The sequence below is a fragment of the Phycicoccus sp. Root101 genome (genome assembly GCF_001426245.1).
Classification (GTDB): Bacteria; Actinomycetota; Actinomycetes; order Actinomycetales; family Dermatophilaceae; genus Pedococcus.
The window spans coordinates 501,572-523,628 of the sequence record NZ_LMCM01000001.1; the positions used below are offsets into that span (position 1 = coordinate 501,572).

General features: G+C 70.5%; 18 protein-coding genes. 2 read left to right on the top strand and 16 right to left on the bottom strand.

The genetic code is table 11. From position 1 onward, the window contains the following. Nucleotides 1-419: 419 nt before the first annotated feature. From cimA to ASC58_RS02355, 9 genes are all read right to left on the bottom strand, one after another. Nucleotides 420-2,000 (bottom strand): citramalate synthase, encoded by a 1,581-nt coding sequence (cimA, locus tag ASC58_RS02315; protein WP_056915204.1) that lies wholly within the window; start codon nucleotides 1,998-2,000, stop codon nucleotides 420-422. A 276-nt stretch (nucleotides 2,001-2,276) separates the two neighbouring features. After that, entirely contained in the window at nucleotides 2,277-3,002 is a 726-nt protein-coding gene (locus tag ASC58_RS02320; protein WP_056918232.1) for a gamma-glutamyl-gamma-aminobutyrate hydrolase family protein, read from the bottom strand. A 19-nt stretch (nucleotides 3,003-3,021) separates the two neighbouring features. Beyond that, nucleotides 3,022-3,789 (bottom strand): 3-oxoacyl-ACP reductase, encoded by a 768-nt coding sequence (locus ASC58_RS02325; RefSeq protein WP_056915206.1) that lies wholly within the window; start codon nucleotides 3,787-3,789, stop codon nucleotides 3,022-3,024. A gap of 11 nt (nucleotides 3,790-3,800) precedes the next feature. Beyond that, nucleotides 3,801-5,180 carry an aldehyde dehydrogenase gene (locus tag ASC58_RS02330; RefSeq protein WP_056918233.1) on the bottom strand — a complete coding sequence of 460 codons (1,380 nt, stop codon included), beginning with the start codon at nucleotides 5,178-5,180 and terminating at the stop codon, nucleotides 3,801-3,803. Then, a complete protein-coding gene (locus ASC58_RS02335) occupies nucleotides 5,177-6,544 on the bottom strand; it encodes a glutamine synthetase family protein (protein WP_056918234.1) in 1,368 nt (455 codons plus the stop codon). Before ASC58_RS02335 ends, ASC58_RS02330 begins: the two co-directional genes overlap by 4 nt. A gap of 20 nt (nucleotides 6,545-6,564) precedes the next feature. Continuing rightward, the gene (locus ASC58_RS02340) at nucleotides 6,565-7,287 is read right to left on the bottom strand and encodes a FadR/GntR family transcriptional regulator (protein WP_056915209.1); all 723 of its coding nucleotides are present in this window, start codon (nucleotides 7,285-7,287) and stop codon (nucleotides 6,565-6,567) included. A gap of 62 nt (nucleotides 7,288-7,349) precedes the next feature. After that, complete coding sequence (locus ASC58_RS02345; protein ID WP_056918235.1) at nucleotides 7,350-9,815, bottom strand: FAD-dependent oxidoreductase; 2,466 nt, start codon at nucleotides 9,813-9,815, stop codon at nucleotides 7,350-7,352. Beyond that, nucleotides 9,812-10,726, bottom strand: coding sequence for a choline/ethanolamine kinase family protein (locus tag ASC58_RS02350; RefSeq protein WP_056915211.1), 915 nt, complete (start codon nucleotides 10,724-10,726; stop codon nucleotides 9,812-9,814). Before ASC58_RS02350 ends, ASC58_RS02345 begins: the two co-directional genes overlap by 4 nt. 6 nt (nucleotides 10,727-10,732) lie before the next feature. Next, nucleotides 10,733-12,304 (bottom strand): amino acid permease, encoded by a 1,572-nt coding sequence (locus ASC58_RS02355; RefSeq protein WP_056915212.1) that lies wholly within the window; start codon nucleotides 12,302-12,304, stop codon nucleotides 10,733-10,735. Between the two features lie 202 nt (nucleotides 12,305-12,506). On the opposite strand from ASC58_RS02355, the gene ASC58_RS02360 reads away from it, so the two are divergent. Beyond that, on the top strand, nucleotides 12,507-13,244 hold the full coding sequence (locus tag ASC58_RS02360) for a M50 family metallopeptidase (protein WP_235529056.1): 738 nt from the start codon (nucleotides 12,507-12,509) through the stop codon (nucleotides 13,242-13,244). Nucleotides 13,245-13,259: 15 nt separating this feature from the next. On the opposite strand, the gene ASC58_RS02365 is transcribed toward ASC58_RS02360, so the two are convergent. The 3 genes from ASC58_RS02365 to ASC58_RS02375 all read right to left on the bottom strand — a co-directional run bounded on the left by ASC58_RS02365 (nucleotide 13,260) and on the right by ASC58_RS02375 (nucleotide 15,765). Next, complete coding sequence (locus tag ASC58_RS02365) at nucleotides 13,260-14,369, bottom strand: branched-chain amino acid aminotransferase (protein WP_056918236.1); 1,110 nt, start codon at nucleotides 14,367-14,369, stop codon at nucleotides 13,260-13,262. Between the two features lie 87 nt (nucleotides 14,370-14,456). Beyond that, a complete protein-coding gene (locus ASC58_RS02370) occupies nucleotides 14,457-15,524 on the bottom strand; it encodes a 3-isopropylmalate dehydrogenase (protein WP_056915214.1) in 1,068 nt (355 codons plus the stop codon). 124 nt (nucleotides 15,525-15,648) lie between these two features. Then, nucleotides 15,649-15,765 (bottom strand): 3-isopropylmalate dehydrogenase, encoded by a 117-nt coding sequence (locus ASC58_RS02375; RefSeq protein ID WP_200947706.1) that lies wholly within the window; start codon nucleotides 15,763-15,765, stop codon nucleotides 15,649-15,651. 246 nt (nucleotides 15,766-16,011) lie between these two features. On the opposite strand from ASC58_RS02375, the gene ASC58_RS02380 reads away from it, so the two are divergent. Beyond that, a complete protein-coding gene (locus ASC58_RS02380; protein WP_056918237.1) occupies nucleotides 16,012-16,551 on the top strand; it encodes a GNAT family N-acetyltransferase in 540 nt (179 codons plus the stop codon). A 28-nt stretch (nucleotides 16,552-16,579) separates the two neighbouring features. Here ASC58_RS02380 and serA read toward each other — a convergent pair whose 3' ends face one another. From serA to ASC58_RS02400, 4 genes are all read right to left on the bottom strand, one after another. Next, nucleotides 16,580-18,166, bottom strand: coding sequence for a phosphoglycerate dehydrogenase (gene serA, locus ASC58_RS02385; RefSeq protein ID WP_056915217.1), 1,587 nt, complete (start codon nucleotides 18,164-18,166; stop codon nucleotides 16,580-16,582). 218 nt (nucleotides 18,167-18,384) lie between these two features. Then, nucleotides 18,385-19,413, bottom strand: a complete 1,029-nt coding sequence (gene ilvC, locus ASC58_RS02390; RefSeq protein WP_056918238.1) for a ketol-acid reductoisomerase — start codon at nucleotides 19,411-19,413, stop codon at nucleotides 18,385-18,387. Nucleotides 19,414-19,513: 100 nt separating this feature from the next. After that, on the bottom strand, nucleotides 19,514-20,026 hold the full coding sequence (ilvN, locus tag ASC58_RS02395) for an acetolactate synthase small subunit (protein ID WP_056917201.1): 513 nt from the start codon (nucleotides 20,024-20,026) through the stop codon (nucleotides 19,514-19,516). Between the two features lie 5 nt (nucleotides 20,027-20,031). Further along, on the bottom strand, nucleotides 20,032-21,945 hold the full coding sequence (locus ASC58_RS02400; RefSeq protein ID WP_056915219.1) for an acetolactate synthase large subunit: 1,914 nt from the start codon (nucleotides 21,943-21,945) through the stop codon (nucleotides 20,032-20,034). Nucleotides 21,946-22,057: the final 112 nt, after the last annotated feature.

Sequence of the window (22,057 nt, forward strand, 5' to 3'; positions counted from 1 at the left end):
GGCACCGGGTTCGGCGGGCAGCGCTGAGGCATCGTGGGAGCACGTCGACCGGCCCGCGTCCCCTGAGGGCCGGTCGGCGCTCGACATCCGCGGTTCCTGCACCCCCCAGCACGAGCCCCTGGTGTCGATGCACTAGTCGAAATGCGACACCCGCATCGGTTCGTCCCTTGCGGACTGGACCAGACTGGTGCCACGAGCCCCGGTGATCCCCCCACGTCACGTGCACCGGAGCTCGTCGTGACGAGCACCGATCGGCCCCTCCAACCCCCTGCGCCGGGGCCGACCGGTGCTCGTCCCATGTCCGGTACCTCTGTGGCCCCAGCCGGACCCGCCGCCCCAGCCGGACCCGCGGCCCCAGCCGGAGTCCCGGCCCGGCCCGGACCGGACCGTCAGGAACGGGGCACCAGCGGCGCGAGGGCCTACCTCACCGGGACGCCGGCACGCACCAGGCCATAGGTCACGCCCTCGACGAGCGCCTGCCACGAGGCCTCGAGGATGTTGCCGGCCACGCCGATCGTCTCCCAGGACGTCGTTCCGTCCGAGGTCTCGATGAGGACGCGCGTCACCGCGTCGGTGCCGTGGGCCGCGTCGAGGATGCGGACCCGGAAGTCGATGAGCTCGAGCTTGGCCAGCTCCGGGTAGGCAGGGCTGAGCGCCTGGCGCAGGGCGTGGTCGAGCGCGTTGACCGGGCCGTTGCCCTCCCCGGTGGCGACGACGCGTTCCCCACCGGCAAGGACCTTGACTGTCGCCTCGGACAGCGCGTCCTCGTCGCCCCGGGCGTCGGTGATGACGCGCCACGACTCGACCGCGAAGAAGTCGAACCCCTTGCCTTCCACCTCGCGACGCAGCAGCAGCTCGAACGACGCGTCCGCCGCGTCGAAGGTGTAGCCGCGCAGCTCGAGGTCCTTGACCTTGGCGAGCACCCGGCTGAGCAGCTCGTCGTCGCCCGACAGGTCGTACCCCAGCTCGCGGCCCTTGAGCTCGATGCTGGCGCGACCGGCCATGTCGGACACCAGCATCCGCATGTCGTTGCCCACGTGCACGGGGTCGGTGTGCTGGTAGAGGTCGGGGTCGATGCGGATCGCGCTGGCGTGCAGCCCGGCCTTGTGGGCGAACGCGCTCGCCCCGACGTAGGGCTGGCGGCTGTAGGGCGGGACGTTCGTGATCTCGCTGATGGAGTGGGCGATCCGGGTCGCCTCGCGCAGCCGGTCCGTCTCGAGCAGGGGCAGCCCGCGCTTGATCTGCAGGTTGCTCACGACGGTGAGGAGGTCGGCGTTGCCGGTCCGCTCGCCGTACCCGTTTATCGTGCCCTGCACGTGCGTCGCACCCGCGTCGACGGCCGCCATGGAGTTGGCGACGGCACACCCGGTGTCGTTGTGGCAGTGGATGCCCACGCGTGCCGAGGTGCTCGCCACGGCGTCGGCGACGACGTCGGCGATCTGGTCGGGGAGCATGCCGCCGTTGGTGTCGCACAGGGCGACGACCTCGGCGCCGGACTCCATCGCGGCGCGGACGACCTCGAGCGCATAGGCGCGGTCCGCGGCATACCCGTCGAAGAAGTGCTCCGCGTCCAGGAACACGCGCCGTCCCTCACCGGCGAGGAACGACACCGTGTCGCGCACCATCTCGAGGTTCTCCTCGAGGGTGGTGCGCAGGGCCGTCTCGACGTGGCGCACGTGCGACTTCGCCACGAGGGTGACCACGGGCGCACCCGAGTCGACGAGGGCGCGGACCAGCGGGTCGGTGGCCGCGCGACCGCCGGCCCGCCTGGTCGCGCCGAACGCGGCGAGGGTGGCGTTGCGCAGCCGCAGCTCCTGCTGGGCACGGGCGAAGAACTCGGTGTCCTTCGGGTTCGCGCCCGGCCAGCCACCCTCGATGAACCCGACCCCGAGCTCGTCGAGGTGCACGGCGATGGCGAGCTTGTCCGACACGGAGAGGTTGAGCCCCTCCTGCTGCGCCCCGTCGCGCAGGGTCGTGTCGTAGACGTGCAGGTCGCTCATCGTGGTGGTTCCCGTCGGGTCATCGGTGGTGTCGGGTCGCTGGTGCCGTGTGGTCCTGGTGGTTCATTCTCCCCCGTCGCGCCTCCGGGGCCGGGGATGGTGGCCGGACGGAGGTCCTGACAAAGCAAAAGACCCCCCGGGTGTGGGAGGTCTGCGCGACGAGGAGGTCTCGTCGCGCTAGTCGATAATCACCATGGTGGTCGCCATGTGCCAGGAGGTCACGGGACCACTGTGGCACGCGGTGTCCGCGGGTTGAACCCCCGGTCCGTATGCCGGTCAGGCCCGTTCGGCCCGCTGGTCCCGGGCGGCAGCCACGAGCGCGTCGAAGAGCCGCGGGTCGTCCCCCATCTCCGGGTGCCACTGGACGGCGAGCCGGAAGGGGGAGGCGGGGTCCTCCATCGCCTCCAGGGTCCCGTCGGCGGCCCAGGCCGACGGCACGAACCCGGGGTGGGTGAGCACGGACTGGTGGTGGTAGCTCGGGACCTCGGTGGTCTCGCCCAGCAGCTGCCGGAGCCTGGACCGCTCCACGGTCGTGACGGGGTGGGTGCCGTACACGCCATCGCTCGGGGAGTGCTCGTCGTGCCCGACCCGGTCGGGCAGGTGCTGCTCGAGCTGCCCGCCCGCGGCGACCGCCATGACCTGCATCCCCCGGCAGATCCCGAGCTGCGGCAGCCCGCGGTCGTGCGCCGCCAAGGCGAGTGCGAGCTCCATGGCGTCACGGTCGGCGCGGGGGTCCTGCACCTTCGGGTGCCGCTCCTGGGCGTACCGGGTCGGGTCCACGTCGGCACCGCCGGCGATCACCAGGGCGTCCAGGCGGGCGAGCACCTCGTGGGCGACCTCGAGGTCGCCGTCGGGCCGCGGTGGCACGACGAGGACGACCGCACCGGCCTGCTCGAGCTTCTCCACGTAGGCGTGCGGGACCGTGGCGCTGGGCTGGTCGCGCCAGGGCCCCCGGGTCACCGGTTCGACGTAGCAGGTGAGCCCCACCACCGGCCGGGTCATCGGGGTCGGTCCTGCCCGGTCACAGCGGCGTGACGTAGGCGCCGCTGATCCCGCCGTCGACGAGGAACTGGGACGCGGTGATGAAGCTCGACTCGTCGCTCGCGAGGAACAGCACCGCCGCGGCGATCTCGTCGGGCTCGGCGAACCGGCCGACCGGGATGTGCACCATCCGGCGGGCCGCCCGCTCGGGGTCCTTGGCGAAGAGCTCCTGCAGCAGCGGCGTGTTGACCGGTCCGGGACACAGGGCGTTGACCCGCACGCCCTCGCGGGCGAACTGCACCCCGAGCTCGCGCGACATGGACAGCACACCACCCTTGCTGGCGGTGTACGAGATCTGGCTGGTCGCCGCGCCCATCACCGCGACGAACGACGCGGTGTTGATGATCGACCCCCTGCCCTGCTCGAGCATGTACGGCAGGGCCGCCTTGCAGCACAGGTAGACGCTCGTGAGGTTGACCTCCTGGACCCGCTTCCACGCGTCGAGGCCGGTGGTGAGGATGGAGTCGTCGTCGGGCGGGGAGATGCCCGCGTTGTTGAAGGCGACGTCCACGCTGCCGAAGCGCTCCTTGGCGGTCGCGAACAACACCTCCACCTGGGCGGGGTCCGTCACGTCGCAGTGGACGTAGGCGCCGCCGAGCTCGGCGGCGATCGCTTCGCCCGCGTCGTCGTCGAGGTCGCCGATGACGACCTTGGCGCCCTCCTGGGCGAAGCGTCGGACGGTCGCCAGACCGATGCCGCTGCACCCTCCGGTGACGACGGCGACCTTGCCCTCGAGCCTGCCTGCCATGGGTGTGCCTTTCAGGATTCGGTGGAGATGAAGACGTTCTTGACGTCGGTGAACGAGTCGAGGGCGTCGGGTCCGAGCTCGCGGCCGAGGCCGGACTGCTTGAAGCCGCCGAACGGTGTGGAGTACCGGACGCTGCTGTGGGAGTTGACCGAGAGGTTCCCCGCCTCGACGCCGCGCGCCACCCGCAGGGCCCGCCCGACGTCACGGGTCCAGATCGAGCCCGAGAGCCCGTATGCCGTGTCGTTGGCCTTCGCGACCGCGTCCGCCTCGTCGTCGAAGGGCATCACCGCGACCACCGGCCCGAAGACCTCCTCCTGCCAGACCCGGTCGGTGGTGGCCCTCGGCAGGACGACCGTGGGCGGGTACCACCAGCCGGGCCCGTCGGGGGCGCTGCCGCGGAAGGCGACGTCCACGGGTTCGGACGACTCCTCGACGTAGGAGCGAACCGTCTCCCGCTGCCCGCTGCTGATGAGCGGTCCCATCTCGGTCGCCTCGTCGCCGGGTGCGGCGACGACGACACCACGGACGGCGGGCTCGAGCAGCTCCATGAACCGGTCGAACACGCTGCGCTGCACCAGGATCCGGCTGCGCGCGCAGCAGTCCTGGCCGGCGTTGTCGAAGACGCCGTACGGTGCCGTGGCCGCAGCCTTCTCGAGGTCGCTGTCCGCGAACACGATGTTGGCGCTCTTGCCACCGAGCTCGAGGGTGACCCGCTTCACCTGGTCGGCGGCCCCACGCATGATCCGCTGGCCCACGGCCGTCGAGCCCGTGAAGCAGACCTTGCGCACCGCCGGGTGGGTCACGAAACGTTCGCCCACGACCGCTCCGCGCCCCGGGACGACCGTGAACACTCCCTCGGGCAGCCCCGCCTCGAGGGCGAGCTCGCCCAGCCGGATGGCGGTGAGAGGGGTCAGCTCCGCGGGTTTGAGGACGACGGTGTTGCCCGCTGCCAGCGCCGGCGCGAAACCCCAGCCGGCGATCGGCATGGGGAAGTTCCACGGGACGATGATGCCCACGGTCCCGAGGGGCTCCTTGAACGTGACGTCGAGCCCGCCTGCCACCGGGATCTGGCGTCCGAACAGGCGCTCGGGGGCGGCGGAGTAGTAGGTCAGCACGTCGCGGACGTTGCCGGCCTCCCACCGGGCGTTGCCGATCGTGTGCCCCGAGTTCTCGACCTCGAGCAGCGCCAGCTCCTCGAGGTGGTCGTCGACGGACTGGGCGAAGCTGCGCAGCAGGCGGGCCCGGTCGGCGGGCGCCACCGCGGCCCAGGCAGGTGCCGCGGCGTCGGCGGCCGCGATGGCGGCGTCCGCCTCCTCGATCCCGGCCAAGGGAACGCTGGTGACGACGGACTCGGTGGCGGGGTTGACGACGTCGTGCAGGACCTGGCTCACAGCCGCTCGAACCCCCTGATCCGCTCCCAGTCGGTGACGGCACCGTTGTAGGCCGCGAGCTCGACCTCTGCCGCGTGCGCGTAGTGCTCGACGACGTCGTCGCCGAGAGCGGCACGGGCCACCTCGGAACCGAGGAACAGGTCACGGGCCTCGTGCAGCGTCGACGGGACCCGGTCCTTGTCGGAGGAGTACGCGTTGCCGGCGAAGGCCTCCTCGAGCGGGATCTCCTCCCGTATGCCGTGCAGCCCCCCGGCGATCATCCCCGCCACCGCGAGGTAGGGGTTCACGTCGCCGCCCGGCACGCGGTTCTCGACCCGGAGCCCGTGCCCGTGCCCGACCACGCGCAACGCGCAGGTGCGGTTGTCCGTCCCCCACGCGACAGCCGTCGGGGCGAACGAGCCGGGCTGGAAACGCTTGTAGGAGTTGATGTTCGGGGCGTACAGCAACGTCATCTCCCGCATCGTCACCTGGAGCCCCGCGACGAAGTGCTCGAACAACGCGGACCGGCCACCTTCCCTGCTGTCGTCGGCGAACACCGCGCCGCCGTCGGTGCCGCGCAGCGACAGGTGGATGTGGCAGGAGTTGCCCTCGCGCTCGTCGAACTTGGCCATGAAGGTCAGCGACTGCCCGTGCCGGTCCGCCAGCTCCTTGGCCGCGGTCTTGTAGACGACGTGGTTGTCGCAGGTCCGGATGACCTCGTCGTAGAGGAACGCGATCTCGTGCTGGCCGGGGTTGCACTCCCCCTTCGCACTCTCCACGGTGACGCCGGCGGCATACATCTCGTTGCGGATCTCGCGCAGCAGCGGCTCCACCTTGGTGCCGCCCATGATCGAGTAGTCGACGTTGTAGCGGTTGGCTCCGGTGAGCCCCTGGTAGCGCTGGTCCCAGGCGCGCTCGTAGGTCTCCTCGAAGACGATGAACTCGAGCTCGGTGCCGGCCAGCGCGACGAACCCCATCTCCGCGGCGGCATCAACCTGGGTGTGCAGGACCGACCGCGGCGACGGGCGGACCAGCCCCCGCCCGTCCAGCCAGGACAGGTCGCACTGCACCGTGGCGGAGTACGGCTGTCCGGGCGTCCGGCGCAGGGTGGCGAGGTCGAGGTCGAACATCATGTCGCCGTAACCCTGTTCCCAGGAGCTGATGGCGTACCCGTCCACGGTGTTCATGTCGACGTCGACGGCGAGCAGGTAGTTGCACCCCTCCGTGCCGTGCCCGAGCACGGAGTCGAGGAAGAACTGCCCGTGGATCCGTTTGCCCTGCAGGCGACCCTGCATGTCGGTGAAGGCGACGACGACGGTGTCGATGCGGCCCGAGGCGATGTCCTGCCTCAGCTCGTCGACCGTCAGGGTGGGTGGGTGCGTCACGGTGCCTCCTTGGTCGTCCGTCAGCCCAGCAGTCCGCGGAGCAGGGCGGCGGTGGCGTCGCAGTGCTCTTCCATCGTCGCCCGCGCCTGCTCGGCGTCGCCGCCGAGGATCGCCGCGACGACGGCGTCGTGCTGGTCGTTGGAGTGCGCGATGTTGGGGGGCAGCACCGGGATCGCGGACAACAGCTCGTGCAGGGCGGACTGGGCCCTGGTCACGGCCTCGATGAGCATCGGGGACCCGGACAGGGTGGCGACGGCGAGGTGCAGGCGGCTGTCAGCCAACCGGTGGGCCGCGTTGTCGGGCGCCTGACGTGCCGCCTTGGCGCTCTCGAGCAGCCACGCCCGCTGGTCGGCCGAGAGGGCCCGGGTGGCAGCGAGCGCGGCAGCACCGGGCTCGACGACCCGGCGGAAGTCGAGGGCGTCGGTGAGCGCGGCACCTGTCCGGACGTGCGGGTTGCCGGTGCCCGGCTCCGACCCTGCGTAGGTGATCACCGTGCCACCGCCGCGGCCGCGGCGGGTGGTCACCAGGCCGGAGTCGCGCAGGGCGGCGATCGCCTCCCGGAGGGTGTTGCGGCTGACGCCCAGCCGCTCGGCCAGCTCGCGCTCGGGCGGGAGCTGCTCCCCGTCGGTGAAGACCCCCAGCCGGATCGCGGTGGCCAGCTGCTCGACGGTCACCTCGAACGCGTTGCCCGAGGCTGCCCGCAGGACGACCAGCGGGAGGGAGGTGTGGGGGGCGGCGCTCACGCTCCGATCCAATACCCCGGCAGCATCCGCGTCAATGGTCTGCGAAAGGACCTTTCGGCGAGTCATGGCTTCACCCGCCCCAGCTTCAGCCCCTCCGGGTCGTACGGGGCGCGCAGCATCGCCCTCACCGGGAACCGTTGGCCTGCAAGGTCGACCTCCCACGCGCCGCCCGTCAGCCAGGCCGCGGTGACGGGACCCCCCTGGCGGTCGGCGACCAGGGCCAGTCCCACGGAGGAGCCGACCGCTGCGCCCCACGCCGCGCTGGTGACCTGACCGACGGGGACGCCGTCGCGCAGGACGAGCTCGCCACCCCAGAGGTACGCATCCGGGTCGGTGACGACCAGGGAGACCACACGACGCCTTGGGGGCTCGGCTCGCGCTCGTTCGACCGCGCCACGTCCGAGGAAGTCGTGGTCGGCACCTCTCTTGCAGGCGAACGTGAGGCCGGCCTCGACCGGCCCCAGGTCGGTCGTGAGCTCGCGCCCGAAGGCGCGGTACCCCTTCTCCAGCCGCAGCGCCTCGATCGTCCAGTACCCGGCCGGCACGACCCCGAGGTCGGCACCGCACCCGAACAGGTCGTCGTGGACACCGAGGGCCAGCTCGGTGGGGACGTAGAGCTCCCAACCCAGCTCACCGACATACGTGATGCGGGTGGCCCGGACCGTCGCGTGGCCGAGCCGGATCTCACGGCTGGTCGAGAAGGGGAAGCCTGCGTCCGACAGGTCGTCGTCCGTGAGCCGCTCGAGCAGCGTCCGCGACAGCGGCCCCATCACCCCGAGGACCGCCCACGCGCCGGTCACGTCCACCACCTCGACCCGCGAGCCCCGGGGGACGTGGCGTCGGATCCAGTCGAGGTCCCGGACGGTGGTCGCGGCGCTGCTGACGACGAGGAACTCGTGCGTCGTCAGTCGGGTGACGGTCACGTCGGCCTCGTAGGTGCCCCTTGTGTTGAGCATCCCCGTGTAGACCGTGCGCCCCGTGGGAACCGCGACGTCGGCGGTGCACAGCCACTGCAGGGCCGCCTCCGCGTCGGGGCCGGTCACGAGGTACTTCGAGAAGGAGGTCTGGTCGAACACCGCGACCGACGACCGGGTGGCCAGCTGCTCCGACACGGACCAGTCGACCCAGGCCGGCCTCTCCCACGAGTACTCCACCACCGGCGGGACCCCTTGCGGCGCAAAGACGTTGGCCCGCTCCCAGTGGTTGCGCGAGCCCAGGCAGGCGCCCCGCTCGACCAGCCGGTCGTGCAGCGGCGACCGCTTCTGCGGGCGCCCCGTCTCAGGCTCGCGGTTCGGCCAGGGCACGGCGTAGTGCAGCCCCAGCACCTCCACCACCCGCTCCCTCAGCCAGGAGTGGTTTCCGGCCAGCGGGGAGAACCGACGGATGTCGGCGCTGATGAGATCCATCGTCGGAGCCCCCTCGGCCACCCACTCGGCGAGCGCCCGACCGGCCCCACCGGCCGAGGCGATCCCGACCGAGTTGAACCCCGCCGCGACGAAGAAGCCGGCCAGCTCGGGTGCCTCGCCGATGATGAACTGGTTGTCGGGGGTGAAGCTCTCGGGCCCGTTGTAGAACTTGCGGACGCCCGTCTCGGCGAGCACCGGCAGCCGGTGCACCGCGCTCTCCATGAGCACCTCGAAGTGCTCCCAGTCCTCGTCGAGGAGCGCGAACTCGAACGGGTGCGGGATCTGGTCCGGCGGCACCCACGGCTTGGCCTGGGGCTCGAACCCACCGACGAGGAGGCCACCGACCTCCTCCTTGACGTAGGTCCAGCCGTCCGGGTCACGCAGGATCGGCAGGTCGCGGTGCACCCCGTCGACCTGGTCGGTGACGACGTAGAAGTGCTCCGCGGAGTGCAGCGGCACGTTCACACCCACCATCGCCCCCACGGCGTTGGCCCACTGCCCCGCACAGTTGACGACGACCTCCGCCTCGACGTCACCGTGGTCGGTGCGCACGCCCGTCGCCCTCCTGTCACGCGTGTCGACACCGGTCACCCGCACGCGTTCGCGGACGACCACCCCGAGGTTGCGGGCGCCCCTGGCCAAGGCCTGCGTGAGGTCGGTGGGGTTCGCCCGCCCGTCGCCCGGCAGCCAGAGCGCGCCCTGCAGGTCCTCGTGGCGCATCAACGGGTACCGCTCGTGGGCCTGGTCCGCGGTGAGCAGCTCACAGTCCAGGTCGTATGCCGCGGCGCTGGCCGCGGTGCGGCGCAGGGCCACCATCCGGTCGGGGGTGCGGGCCACGGTGAGGCCGCCGCAGGTCCGGTAGCCGGTGCCCAGACCGGTCTCTGCCTCGAGCCGGGCGTAGAGGTCGGTGGAGTACTGCACGAGACGGGTGCCGGCCTCGCTCGCCCGCAGCTGCCCGACCAGCCCGGCTGCGTGCCACGTCGTCCCACCCGACAGCGAGCCCTGCTCGAGGAGCAGCACGTCGGTCCACCCGAGGTGGGCCAGGTGGTACGCCACGCTGCACCCGATGACTCCCCCACCGATGACGACCACCCTGGCCCTGGTCGGCAGGTCCCCCGTCACGGCGTTCCCTGCGGCACGGGTGGGGCGGCGGCCGCGTCGAGGAGGGCGCCCAGACGCGGGTCCGCGAAGCCGGCCAGGGCCAGGGCAAGGCGCTCGGTCGTGAACGCCTCGAAGTCGTGGTCGACGTCGGAGACGCCCTGCTGGATGACCCCCCAGAGCGTCCAGGCCCACCGGCCGGCCAGGCCCCACAGCTCGGCCCGCGCGAGCAGGCGTCCGTCGAGGCGGCCGTAGTAGCTCTCCACCAGCTCCTCGAGGTGGTCGTGGTCGAGCTGCGACTCGTTGACGAGGTTGCCCAGCTCGAAGGCGGGTTCGTTCATCCCGGAGTACTCGTAGTCGATCAACCGCAGGTCGCCACCGTCGTCGATGATGTTGGCTGCCAGCAGGTCGTTGTGGCATGGCACGAGCCCCTCGGGGAACGTCCGCAGCGCCGCCTCGAGCCGACGTGCGGCAGGCTCGAGCGCGGCATACCCCTCGGGGAGGGGAAAGCCTTGGGCTGCGACGATCTGCGCATATCGGCGCTGGACCTCGAACATGTCGAAGCGGGAGGCGAAGGCCGGTCCCGAATGGAGCCGCCGCAGAGCGGCGGCAAGGCGTGGCAGGTTGGCACCGATGTCGGCCGCAGTGCAGGTCCGGCCCGGCAGGTAGCCCACCACGAGCACCCCTCGTTCCGGGAGGTAGTCCACGACGGGCGCGCCGACCCCCACCGAGGCGGCAGCCACGCTGTTGTGCCACTCGTGCTCCCGGTCGACCGCGAGCAGCTCGGTGCTGGCCGGCGAGATCCGGACGACGACGTCGAGGGTCGCCGTCCGGACCCGGTAGTTGTGGTTGGTCAGGCCACCGGGGAGCTCATCGACCCGGCGCTCCTGACCGGCCAGGCAGGGGATCTCGTCGAGCCACCGGTCGACTCGCACGGTCCGTCAGCGGAACGTCTCGGCGACGTCCGCGTCGACCGTGTGCTTGGGTCCGGTGAACCACTTCTTGGCCGAGACGTGCCAGAACACCCACAGCAGGGCCAGTGCGCCGAGGACCACGATCGGGGTGTAGTTGACGAACTTCCACGCGAAGTCCTTGTCGAACGGGTTGCCGGAGTTGACCGTCGGAAACATCGCCACGATCGAGGTGACGACGATCTCGACGATCGCCAGAGGCGCCAGCCAGCGCCACTTCGTGCCGAGGTTCCACGAGCCCTGCCGGAAGGAGCTGCCCGCACGCCACCGGTAGTAGATCGGGATGGCGAAGGCGACGTAGAGACCGACCACGCCGATGGAGACCACGGCGAAGAACGCGATGGGCACGTAGGTCGGCGACGCATCCGTGCCGATGTTGACCTTCACGAGGGCCGGCAGGGTCAGCACGACGGCGATGACCGCCGAGAGGATGACACCGTTGACGGGCACGCGCTTGGCGCTCAGCTTCGACCACAGACGTGACCCCGGGACCGCCCCGTCACGGCTGAACGCGAACAGCATGCGGGTGGTCGAGGTCATGCAGGCGGTGGTGCAGAAGAACTGGCCGGCGGTCGAGATGAGCAGGATGGTGCCCGCCCACGGGCTCGACAGGGCCTGGTTGAAGATCGTCGCGACCGCGCCGCCACCCTTGGTCACCCCGGCCTCGTCCTGGACCGCGAAGAGGAAGGTGAGCAGCAGGATCCAGCCACCGACCGCCGAGTAGGCGATCGACTGCCAGATCCCCTTGGCCGCCGTGTCGGCCGCCCCGTGCGTCTCCTCCGAGAGGTGCGCGGAGGCGTCGTACCCGGTGATCGTGTACTGCGTGAGGATCGCCGAGATCGGCAGGATGTAGAACAGGAAGCCCAGACCGTGGGTGCTCCCGCCGTTGAACCCGGTGTTGTTCACCGTGTGGGTGAACACCGACGAGACGCTCGCGTGGTGGTCGGGGACGAACCACAGGATGAGTACGACGGCCAGGGCACCGAACACGTGCCACCAGACCGAGATGTTGTTGAGCACGGCCAGCAGGTGCGCCGAGAAGATGTTGACCAGGGACACCAGGATGAGCACGACGATGAAGTACATGAAGACCCGGTTGAGGTCACCCGGCGTGTACCCGCTGTCGAAGGCGCCGAGGGTCAGGTCGAAGAAGGTGGCACAGCCGTAGGCGACCGACGCGTCGATGGCGAGCAGCCCGATGAGGTTGAGCCACCCCGTGTAGTAGCCGGCCTTGACCCCGCCCAGCTTGCTCGCCCACCAGTAGATCCCGCCCGAGGTGGGGTAGGCCGAGACCAGCTCGGACATGCAGAACCCGACGGTCAGGATGAACAGGCTGATGATCGGCCAGCCCCACGCGATCGCAGCCGGTCCGCCGTTGTTCCAGCCGACCCCGAAGGTGGTGAAGCACCCGGCCAGGATCGAGATGATGGAGAACGAGATCGCGAAGTTGGAGAACCCGGACCACGACCGATCCAGCTCCTGCTTGTACCCGAGCTCCGCGAGGCGGCGCTCGTCGTCCGACAGTTCGCTGACACTGGCCATCTCGGCTCCTAGTCTTCGGTACGAAGTTGGGCCGATGCTACTGCCGCCGTGTCCCGCCGACCAGACCCTCATGGCGTGGATTCGTGGGTGATGCAGCGTGCCAACGGTTGCGACCTGTCGCAGTTGCCTTTGTTTGGCACGTTCGTGAACCTTTGGACCCACCCTCCGCCGCAGGCACAGGGTCGCCGGGCAGGATGACCGGGTGCACGGGACCACGCAGACCACCGGCAGCAGCCGATCCGACCTGTGGACGCAGGTCGTGACGCGGCTGCACACCGATGCCGCCTCCGTCCCGGGCGGGGCGAGCGTGGTGGTGGTGCTGGCCCTCGTCCTGGCCGTCGTCACCGTCCCGGCGTGGTGGACGCAGGCCAGGGTCGTCGTCACCGTCGTGCACGAGCTCGGTCACGGCCTCGTGGGCCGGCTCTTCGGACGCCGGTTCACCGGACTGGTGCTGCGCGGCGACATGTCCGGCCATGCCGTCACGGTCGGACCCGCCCGCGGGGTGGGACGGGTGCTCTGCACCTGGTCCGGCTACCCGGCGCCCGCGGTGGTGGGGGCGTTCTCCCTGTTCTCCGCCGGCGCCGGCTGGGCTCCCCCGCTCCTCGCGGCGACCTCAGCCGTCCTGGCGCTGTCCCTGGTGCGGGTGCGGTCCGCCTACACGGCCGTGGTGATGCTCGCCCTCACGGCCGTCACCGGCGCGCTCTGGTGGTGGGCCGCACCGGCCGTGCAGGGCGGGATCCTCCTCGGGAGCGGCGCATTCCTGCTGGTGGGCGCCTGGCGCCACCTCGGGGCCGTCCTGCAGCACCCCGGGTCCGGCTCAGACCCGGCGGTCCTTGCCGGGCTCACCCACCTGCCGAGGTGGTTCTGGAACACGACCTTCGTCGTGACCCTGGCCGCCTCGAGCTGGTGGGCGCTGCGGAGCCTGCTGGCGATGGCCTGAGGCCGACGTCCCGCCTCAGACGAGGCGGGTCAGCCAGCCGTGCGTGTCCTCGGCCCGGCCGTACTGGATGTCGAGGAGCTTCTCGCGGATGGTGCGCGTGACGGGGCCGTAGTCGACGCCGCCCCGGTGGTCGCAGCTGCCGCCGTCCCACTTGAGCTCACCCACGGGAGTGATGACGGCCGCAGTGCCGCAGGCGAAGATCTCGGTGATCTCGCCGCTGGCCGCCCCGTCCTTCCACTCCTGGATGGGGATGCGGCGCTCCTCGGGCTCCAGGCCCATCTCCTTGGCCAGCGCCAGGACCGACGAGCGGGTGACGCCCTCGAGGATGGAGCCGGTGAGCTCGGGCGTGACGAGCTTGTTGTCGCGGGTCACGAAGAACAGGTTCATCCCGCCGAGCTCCTCGACGTACGTGTGCGTCGAGGCGTCGAGGAAGACCGCCTGGTCGCACCCGTTCTCGATCCCCTCGAGCTGCCCGGCGAGGCTGGAGGCGTAGTTGCCACCGCACTTCGCCGCCCCGGTCCCGCCGTCACCGGCGCGCGCGTAGTCCATCGACAGCCACAGGGTCACCGGCTTGATGCCGCCGGTGAAGTACGCCCCTGCCGGCGAGGCGATGACGGAGTACGTCACCTCCGAGGCCGGGCGGACACCGAGGAAGGCCTCCGACGCATACATGAAGGGACGCAGGTAGAGGCTCGCCTCACCGCCGGCACCGGAGGGCACCCACGCCTGGTCGACCTCGACGAGTGCCTTGAGCGAGGCGATGAAGTCCTCCTCGGGCAGCTCCGGAAGGGTCATCCGTCGGGCGCTGCGGATCATCCGCTGGGCGTTGGCCTCGGGCCGGAACGTCCAGATGGATCCGTCCTCGTGCCGGTAGGCCTTCATGCCCTCGAAGATCTCCTGCGCGTAGTGCAGGACGGCCGCCGACGGCATGAGCGAGATCGGCCCGTATGCCGTGACCTTGCCGTCGTGCCAGCCCTCACCCTTGGTCCACGTCGCCGTGAGCATGTGGTCGGTGAAGGTGGTGCCGAACCCGGGGTTGGCCAGTACCGCCTCACGCTCCGCGTCCGGCCGCGGGTCGGTGCGGCGGGTGACCTCGAAGGTCAGCGGGACGGTGGTCTGGCTCATGGAGTCCTCCTGCGTCGTTGCGGATCTCCTGCCGAGGTTACCTGCCGGACTGGCACCCCCGGCAGGAGACTCAGGTGCAGCCGTGACTCAGAGGCGCGAGGCGATCGCGTCGCCCACCTCGGTGGTGCTGCGTACGCTCGCGCCGCGCTCCGCGAGGTCGGCCGCGACCGCGCGCTCGACCCGCTCGGACTCCTCGGCGCGCCCGAGGTGCTCCAGGAGCATCGAGACGGACAGGATCGTCGCGGTCGGGTCGGCCTTGGCCTGCCCGGCGATGTCGGGAGCCGAGCCGTGGACCGGCTCGAACATGCTCGGGGCCGTCCCCTCGGGGTTGATGTTGCCGCTCGCGGCCAGGCCGATGCCGCCCGCGATGGCGGCGGCGATGTCGGTGATGATGTCGCCGAACAGGTTGTCGGTGACGATGACGTCGAACCGGCCCGGGTCGGTGGCCAGGAAGATCGTGGCCGCGTCGACGTGCTGGTAGGCGGTCTCGACGTCGGGGAACTCGGCGCCGACCTCCTCCACCGTACGGCGCCAGAGGTGCCCGGCATGGGTGAGGACGTTGTGCTTGTGGACCAGCGTCAGGTGCTTGCGCGGGCGGGCCGCCGCACGGGCGAAGGCATCGCGGACGACCCGCTCGACACCGAACCGCGTGTTGACGCTGACCTCGGTGGCGATCTCCTGGGGCGTGCCGGTGCGCAGGGACCCGCCGTTGCCGACGTACGGTCCCTCCGTCCCCTCGCGGACGACGACGAAGTCGATGCCGTCGGGGGCGACCCGCTCGACGGCCAGCGGGCTCTGGACGCCCGGGTACAGCTTCGCGGGCCGCAGGTTGACGTAGTGCTGCAGCGCGAACCGCAGGGGCAGCAGGACACCGCGCTCGAGGACGCCGCTCGGGACCGTGGGGTCGCCGATCGCGCCGAGCAGGATCGCGTCGTGGCCGCGCAGCTCCTCCAGGACCGAGTCGGGGAGGGTCTCACCGGTCGCGTGCCAGCGACGGGCACCCAGGTCGTACTCGGTCGTGTGGAACTTGGGTCCGGAGTCACCCGTGACGGCGTCGAGGACCTTGAGCCCCTCGGCGACGACCTCGGGCCCGATGCCGTCGCCGCCGATGACGGCGAGGTTGACGGTGTCCGTGCTTGAGGTGGGGGTGGGCATGGGTCCAGCCTAGAAGCGGTCTTGCGATCTGATATCAACGTCTCACATGACGAACGGCCCCTGGCGGGTCGCCGGGGCCGTTCGTCGTGGGGCGCGTCTGCGCGCCGCCGCTGGTGCTGCGTCGTCAGTCGTCGGAGTGACCCTGCTCGCGCAGGTCCATCGACTCCTGCAGTGCCTGACGTGCCTTCTGGGCTTCTTCGCTCATGTCGACCATTCCTTCGTGGATTCCCCTGTGCAGCACGGGGATTCGAGTATGTGGGGTTCTACGGCGGGCCACTCCCGGATGACGGGGTGCCACGGTCAGCCATGCACGCGGGATCTCCGCGGCGAGGTGGCTGACTACCGGAACTCGCCGCGGCGGGTAAGAATTACGAACCGCTGCGCCATGCTTCGAGATTAGATGGACGTCCAACTATCCGGTACCCGGTTCCCACGCAGTGAGACACCTCTGGACGTCCGCCCCCGACGTGCGCCCTAGGGTGTGCCGGTGCTCCCCGACGGCTACGCCTTGCGTCCCCTGACGATCGACGACGCCGCCGCCCTCGCGGCTGCGGCAGTGCGCAACCTCGACCACCTGCGCCCGTGGGAGCCGGTCCGTCCCGACTCGTTCTTCACCGAGGAGGGCCAGCGTGAGGTGGTTCAGGGGCGGCTGCGCCAGGTCGAGCTCGGCCTGTACGACTGCTCGGTGCTGTGGCACGGCGACGAGGTCGTCGGCGCCGCCAACCTGCAGAACATCGTCCGCGGCGCCATGCAGGGCGCTGACGTCGGTTACTGGGTCGACCACCAGCACCTGCGCCGCGGGCTCGCCGTCGCTGCGCTCGACCACCTCGTGCAGCGGGCCCACGCCCTCGGGCTGCACCGGCTCGGGGCCAGCACCATGGTCGCGAACGTCCCCTCCCAGGGGGTTCTGCGCCGGTGCGGGTTCGAGGAGTGCGGCCGGATCCCCGACTTCCTCTTCCTCGACGAGGCCTGGCGCACCAGCCTGTTGTTCAACCTCGTCCTGCACGACGGCCCACCGCGCGCCTGACCGCGCCTGACTGACCGGACCCGGCCGGTCAGTCGACGAGGTCGACCACGCTGACCTCGGCCCCGATCTCGGAGACGATGGCGGCGAGCACGTCCGCGGGGATGGCGCTGTCGACGGTGAGGGCCACCAGGGCCTGGCCGCCCTTCTCGTTGCGCGCCACCTGCATGCCCGCGATGTTGACCTGTGCGTCGCCGAGGAGGCGGCCGACCGTGCCGATGACACCGGGACGGTCGACATAGGTGAAGAACGCGAGGTGCTCGGTGAGCGGCACCTCCAGGTCGAAGCCGTTGACCCCGACGATCTTCTCGATCAGGCGCGGACCCGTGAGGGTGCCCGCGACGCTGACGGTGGTGCCGTCGGCGAGCGTGCCGTGCAGGGTCGTGACGTTGCGGAAGTCCTGCGTCGACGGGTCGGTGAGCAGGCGCACCTCACACCCCCGCTGCTCGGCGAGCAGCGGGGCGTTGACGTACGTCACCGGGTCCTCGGTCACGTCGGTGAACAGGCCCTTGAGCGCGGCGAGCTTCCAGATGGACACGTCGTGGGCGGTGATCTCGCCCTTGACGTCGACGTCGAGCTGCACGGGGACGGAGCCGGCGAGCGCGGTGAAGATGCGGCCGAGCTTCTCGACGAGCGCGATCCCCGGACGCACCTCCTCGGGCACGACACCGCTGGACACGTTGACCGCGTCGGGGACGAGGTCGCCACCGAGGGCGAGACGCACGGACCTGGCCACCGACACGCCGGCCTTCTCCTGGGCCTCGTCGGTGGACGCCCCGAGGTGCGGCGTCACGACGACGGACTCGAACTCGAACAACGGGCTCTCGGTGGTCGGCTCGGTCGCGAAGACGTCGATGCCGGCACCGGCGACCCGCCCCTCGCGCAGCGCCTCGGCGAGTGCCTCCTCGTCGACGATCCCGCCGCGGGCGGCGTTGATGATCCGCACAGAGGGCTTGACCTTGGTCAGTGCCTCCTTGCCGATGAGCCCGAGGGTCTCGGGGCTCTTGGGCAGGTGCACCGTGATGAAGTCGCTGTGCTCCAGCAGCTCGTCCAGGGTGACGAGCTGGGCGCCGAGCTGGCCGGCGCGCTGCGCGGAGACGTACGGGTCGTAGGCCAGGATCTCCATGCCGAAGCCCTTGAGGCGCTCGGCGACGAGCTGGCCGATCCGCCCGAACCCGACCACGCCGACCTTCTTGTCGAGCAGCTCCACACCGCCGTACTTGCTGCGCTTCCACGCACCGGCCTTGAGGGCCTGGTTGGCGGGGGCGATGTTGCGGGCGGTCGCGAGGAGCAGGCCGACGGCGAGCTCGGCGGCGGAGGTGATGTTGGACGTCGGGGCGTTCACGACCATGACGCCGGCCCTGGTCGCGGCGGGGACGTCCACGTTGTCGAGGCCGACGCCCGCGCGGGCGATCACCTTGAGCTTCTTCGCCGCGGAGATGGCCTCGGCGTCCATCTTCGTCGCGGACCTGATCAGCACGGCGTCGACGTCGGCGAGCGCGGGCAGCAGGGCCTCCCGGGAGGCACCGTCGACCGTCCGGACCTCGAAGTCGGGACCGAGGGCGTCGATGGTGGCGGGCGAGAGTTCCTCTGCGATCAGGACGATCGGCTTGCTCACAGGTCAGTCCTCTGGGGGTCGAAAGGGCGCGGACCGGGGGTCGCGGCACCGCGCTGTGCCGCCGCACAGCATACGGCGGCGTTCAGCATGTGGATGGACCAACTCGACATGTGACACAGCGAAACGGTGGTCGCTCGGCGACCCGGGGAAACGGTCCCCTGTCGCCGAGCAACCACCGTTCTGCGGTCGGGTCGTCCGGTCGTGCGGTGCTGCTCGCGTCAGCGCGCGGCGGACCCCTCGACGTAGTCGTTGTCCGAGTCCTTGATCCAGGACATCAGCTTGCGCAGGTCCTTGCCGGTGGACTCGATCGGGTGCTGGGCGCCCTTCTCGCGCAGTGCCTTGAACTCCGGGGCGCCGGCGTCCTGGTCCTCGATGAACCGCTTGGCGAACGCGCCGTTCTTGATGTCGGCGAGGACCGCGGCCATGTTCTCCTTGACGCGGGGGTCGATGACCCGCGGCCCGGAGACGTAGTCGCCGTACTCGGCGGTGTCGGAGACCGACCAGCGCTGCTTGGCGATGCCACCCTCGACCATGAGGTCGACGATGAGCTTGAGCTCGTGGAGCACCTCGAAGTAGGCGATCTCGGGCTGGTAGCCGGCCTCGGTCAGGGTTTCGAAGCCGTACTGCACGAGCTGGCTCGCGCCACCGCAGAGGACGGCCTGCTCGCCGAACAGGTCGGTCTCGGTCTCCTCGGTGAACGTGGTCCTGATGCCGCCGGCACGCAGGCCACCGATGGCCTTGGCGTACGACTGCGCGAGGTCCCAGGCGGTGCCGGACGGGTCCTGCTCGACGGCCAGCAGGACGGGCACGCCACGGCCGTCGACGTACTCGCGACGGACGAGGTGGCCGGGTCCCTTGGGGGCGACCATGAGGACGTCGGAGGTCGCCTCGGGCTGGATGTAGTCGAACCGGATGTTGAAGCCGTGCCCGAACAGCAGCGCGGCGCCCTCCTTGAGGTTCGGCTTGATGTCGTTGGCGTAGACCGTCCGCTGCACCTGGTCGGGCGTGAGGATGACGACGAGGTCGGCCTCCTTGACCGCCTCGGCGACGGTCTTCACGGTGAGGCCCTCGGCCTCGGCCTTGGCACGGCTCTTGCTGCCCTCGGCGAGACCGACGCGGACGTCGACCCCGGAGTCGCGCAGGTTCAGCGCGTGGGCGTGCCCCTGGCTGCCGTAGCCGATGACGGCCACCTTCTTGCCCTGGATCACACTCAGGTCAGCGTCGTCGTCGTAGAACATCTGGGCCACGGTGGCCACTCCTTCGGTTGGGATCTGCTGGGTTCGGTTCGGGTTCGTGCTGGTTCAGCCGGTGGTCGCGTATGGCGCGTGCCCTCGGGAGTGCGGACGGTCAGGCGCTGCGGAGGGCACGGTCGGTGATCGAGCGCGAGCCGCGTCCGATCGCCACCATGCCCGACTGCACGAGCTCCTTGACCCCGAAGGGCTCGAGGACCTCGAGGAACGCCGCCAGCTTGTCGCGGTTGCCGGTGACCTCGATGGTCAGCGTGTCGCTGGCCACGTCGACGACCTTGGCACGGAACAGCTGCACGGTCTCGAGGACGTGGCTGCGGCTGTGCAGGTCGGTCCGCACCTTGACGAGCAGGATCTCGCGCTGCACCGAGGCAGTCGGCTCGAGCTCGACGACCTTGAGCACCTCGACGAGCTTGTTGAGCTGCTTGGTCACCTGCTCCAGCGGGAGGGCGTCCACGTCGACCACGACGGTCATCCGCGAGATCTCGGGGTGCTCGGTGGGACCCACGGCGAGCGAGTCGATGTTGAAGCCCCGCCTCGAGAACAGTGCCGCGATGCGTGCCAGCACGCCGGGCTTGTTCTCGACGAGGACCGACAGGGTGTGCTTGCTCATGGCGCTCACTTCCCGTCCGCGCTCTCGGCGCCGGTCGTCTCGGAGTTGTCGGCGTCCTCGGGCTGTGCGGTCGCCTCGTCCTCTTCGCGGTCCCACTGGGGGGCGGTGTCCTTGGCGACCTGGATCGCGTCGTTGCTCACCCCGGCCGGCACCATCGGCCAGACCATCGCGTCCCGGTGGACCACGAAGTCCACGACGACGGGGCGGTCGTTGATCTCCATCGCGGCCTTGATCGTCGCGTCGATGTCCTCCGGCCGCTCGCAGCGCAGACCGGCGCAGCCGTAGGCGTCGGCGAGCTTGACGAAGTCGGGGATCCGGCTGCCGACCGACGTGTGCAGGTCGGTGTTGGAGTACCGCTGGTTGTAGAACAGCGACTGCCACTGGCGGACCATGCCGAGGCTGCTGTTGTTGATGATCGCGACCTTGATCGGGATGTTGTTGATGACGCAGGTGGCCAGCTCCTGGTTGGTCATCTGGAAGCACCCGTCGCCGTCGATGGCCCACACGGTGCGGTCGGGCTGGGCGACCTTCGCGCCCATGGCGGCCGGCACGGCATACCCCATGGTCCCGAGTCCGCCGGAGTTGAGCCAGGCGTTCGGGCGCTCGTACTGGACGAACTGGGCGGCCCACATCTGGTGCTGGCCGACGCCGGCGACGTACACCGCCTCGGGACCGGCGATGGCGCCGATGCGCTCGATGACGTGCTGCGGGGAGACCGCCTCGCCGCCCTCGGGTGTGGTGTACCCGAGCGGGAAGTCCGCCTTCCAGCCGGCCGTCTGACCACGCCAGGCGGCGTAGTCACCGGACTTGCCGGCTGCGATGTCGGCGGCGACCGCGGTGTGCAGGTCCGCGATGACCTCGAGCACGTCACCGACGATCGGGACGTCGGCGGTGCGGTTCTTGGAGATCTCGGCCGGGTCGATGTCGGCGTGGATGACCTTGGCACCCGTGGCGAAGGTCGACAGCTGACCGGTGACCCGGTCGTCGAACCGCGCGCCCAGGGTGATGAGCAGGTCGGACTTCTGCAGGGCGGTGACCGCTGCGACCGATCCGTGCATGCCCGGCATCCCCAGGTGCAGCGGGTGGCTGTCGGCGACGGCGCCCCTGGCCATGAGGGTCGTGACCACGGGGATCTGCGTCAGCTCGACGAACTCGCGCAGCGCGTCGGACGCGTTGCCCCGGATGACGCCGCCACCGACGTAGAACACCGGCCGCTTGGCCGCCGCGATCAGGCGTGCGGCCTCACGGATCTGCTTGGTGTGCGGACGCGCCACCGGGCGGTAGCCCGGCAGGTCGAACTTCGGTGGCCAGCTGAAGGTGGTGCGGGCCTGGAGTGCGTCCTTGGAGATGTCGACGAGCACCGGTCCGGGTCGGCCCGTCGAGGCGATGTGGAAGGCCTCGGCGATGACGCGCGGGATCTGTGACGCGTCGGTGACGAGGTAGTTGTGCTTGGTGATCGGCATCGTGATGCCGCGGATGTCGGCCTCCTGGAAGGCATCGGTGCCGATCGACGCCGAGCTCACCTGGCCGGTGATGGCGACGATCGGGACCGAGTCCATGTAGGCGTCGGCGATCGCGGTGACGAGGTTCGTGGCGCCGGGCCCGGACGTCGCCATGCAGACGCCGACCTTGCCCGTCGCACTCGCGTAGCCCTCGGCAGCGTGGCCGGCGCCCTGCTCGTGGCGCACGAGGATGTGGCGGACCTTGACCGAGTCGAGCAGCGGGTCGTACGCGGGCAGGATCGCCCCACCCGGGATGCCGAACACGGTGTCGACGTCGACGGCCTCGAGCGAGAGCACGAGGCTCTGGGCACCGGTGACCTCGATGGGCGTCTTCGCCCGGGCCTCCTGCTGGGCCTGCTGGGCCTTCTGGGCCACCTGGGACGGGCTGGGGGCCGGCGTCGTCCTCGTGTCGCTCACGTCTCTACCGCTTTCGGTTGCGTATCTCGCTCAACTGGATCTGCTCACAAAAAAACCCCCCAGTCCCGGTGCGGGACAACGGAGGGCAGCGCGCTGGCTCTGATCGGTCAGG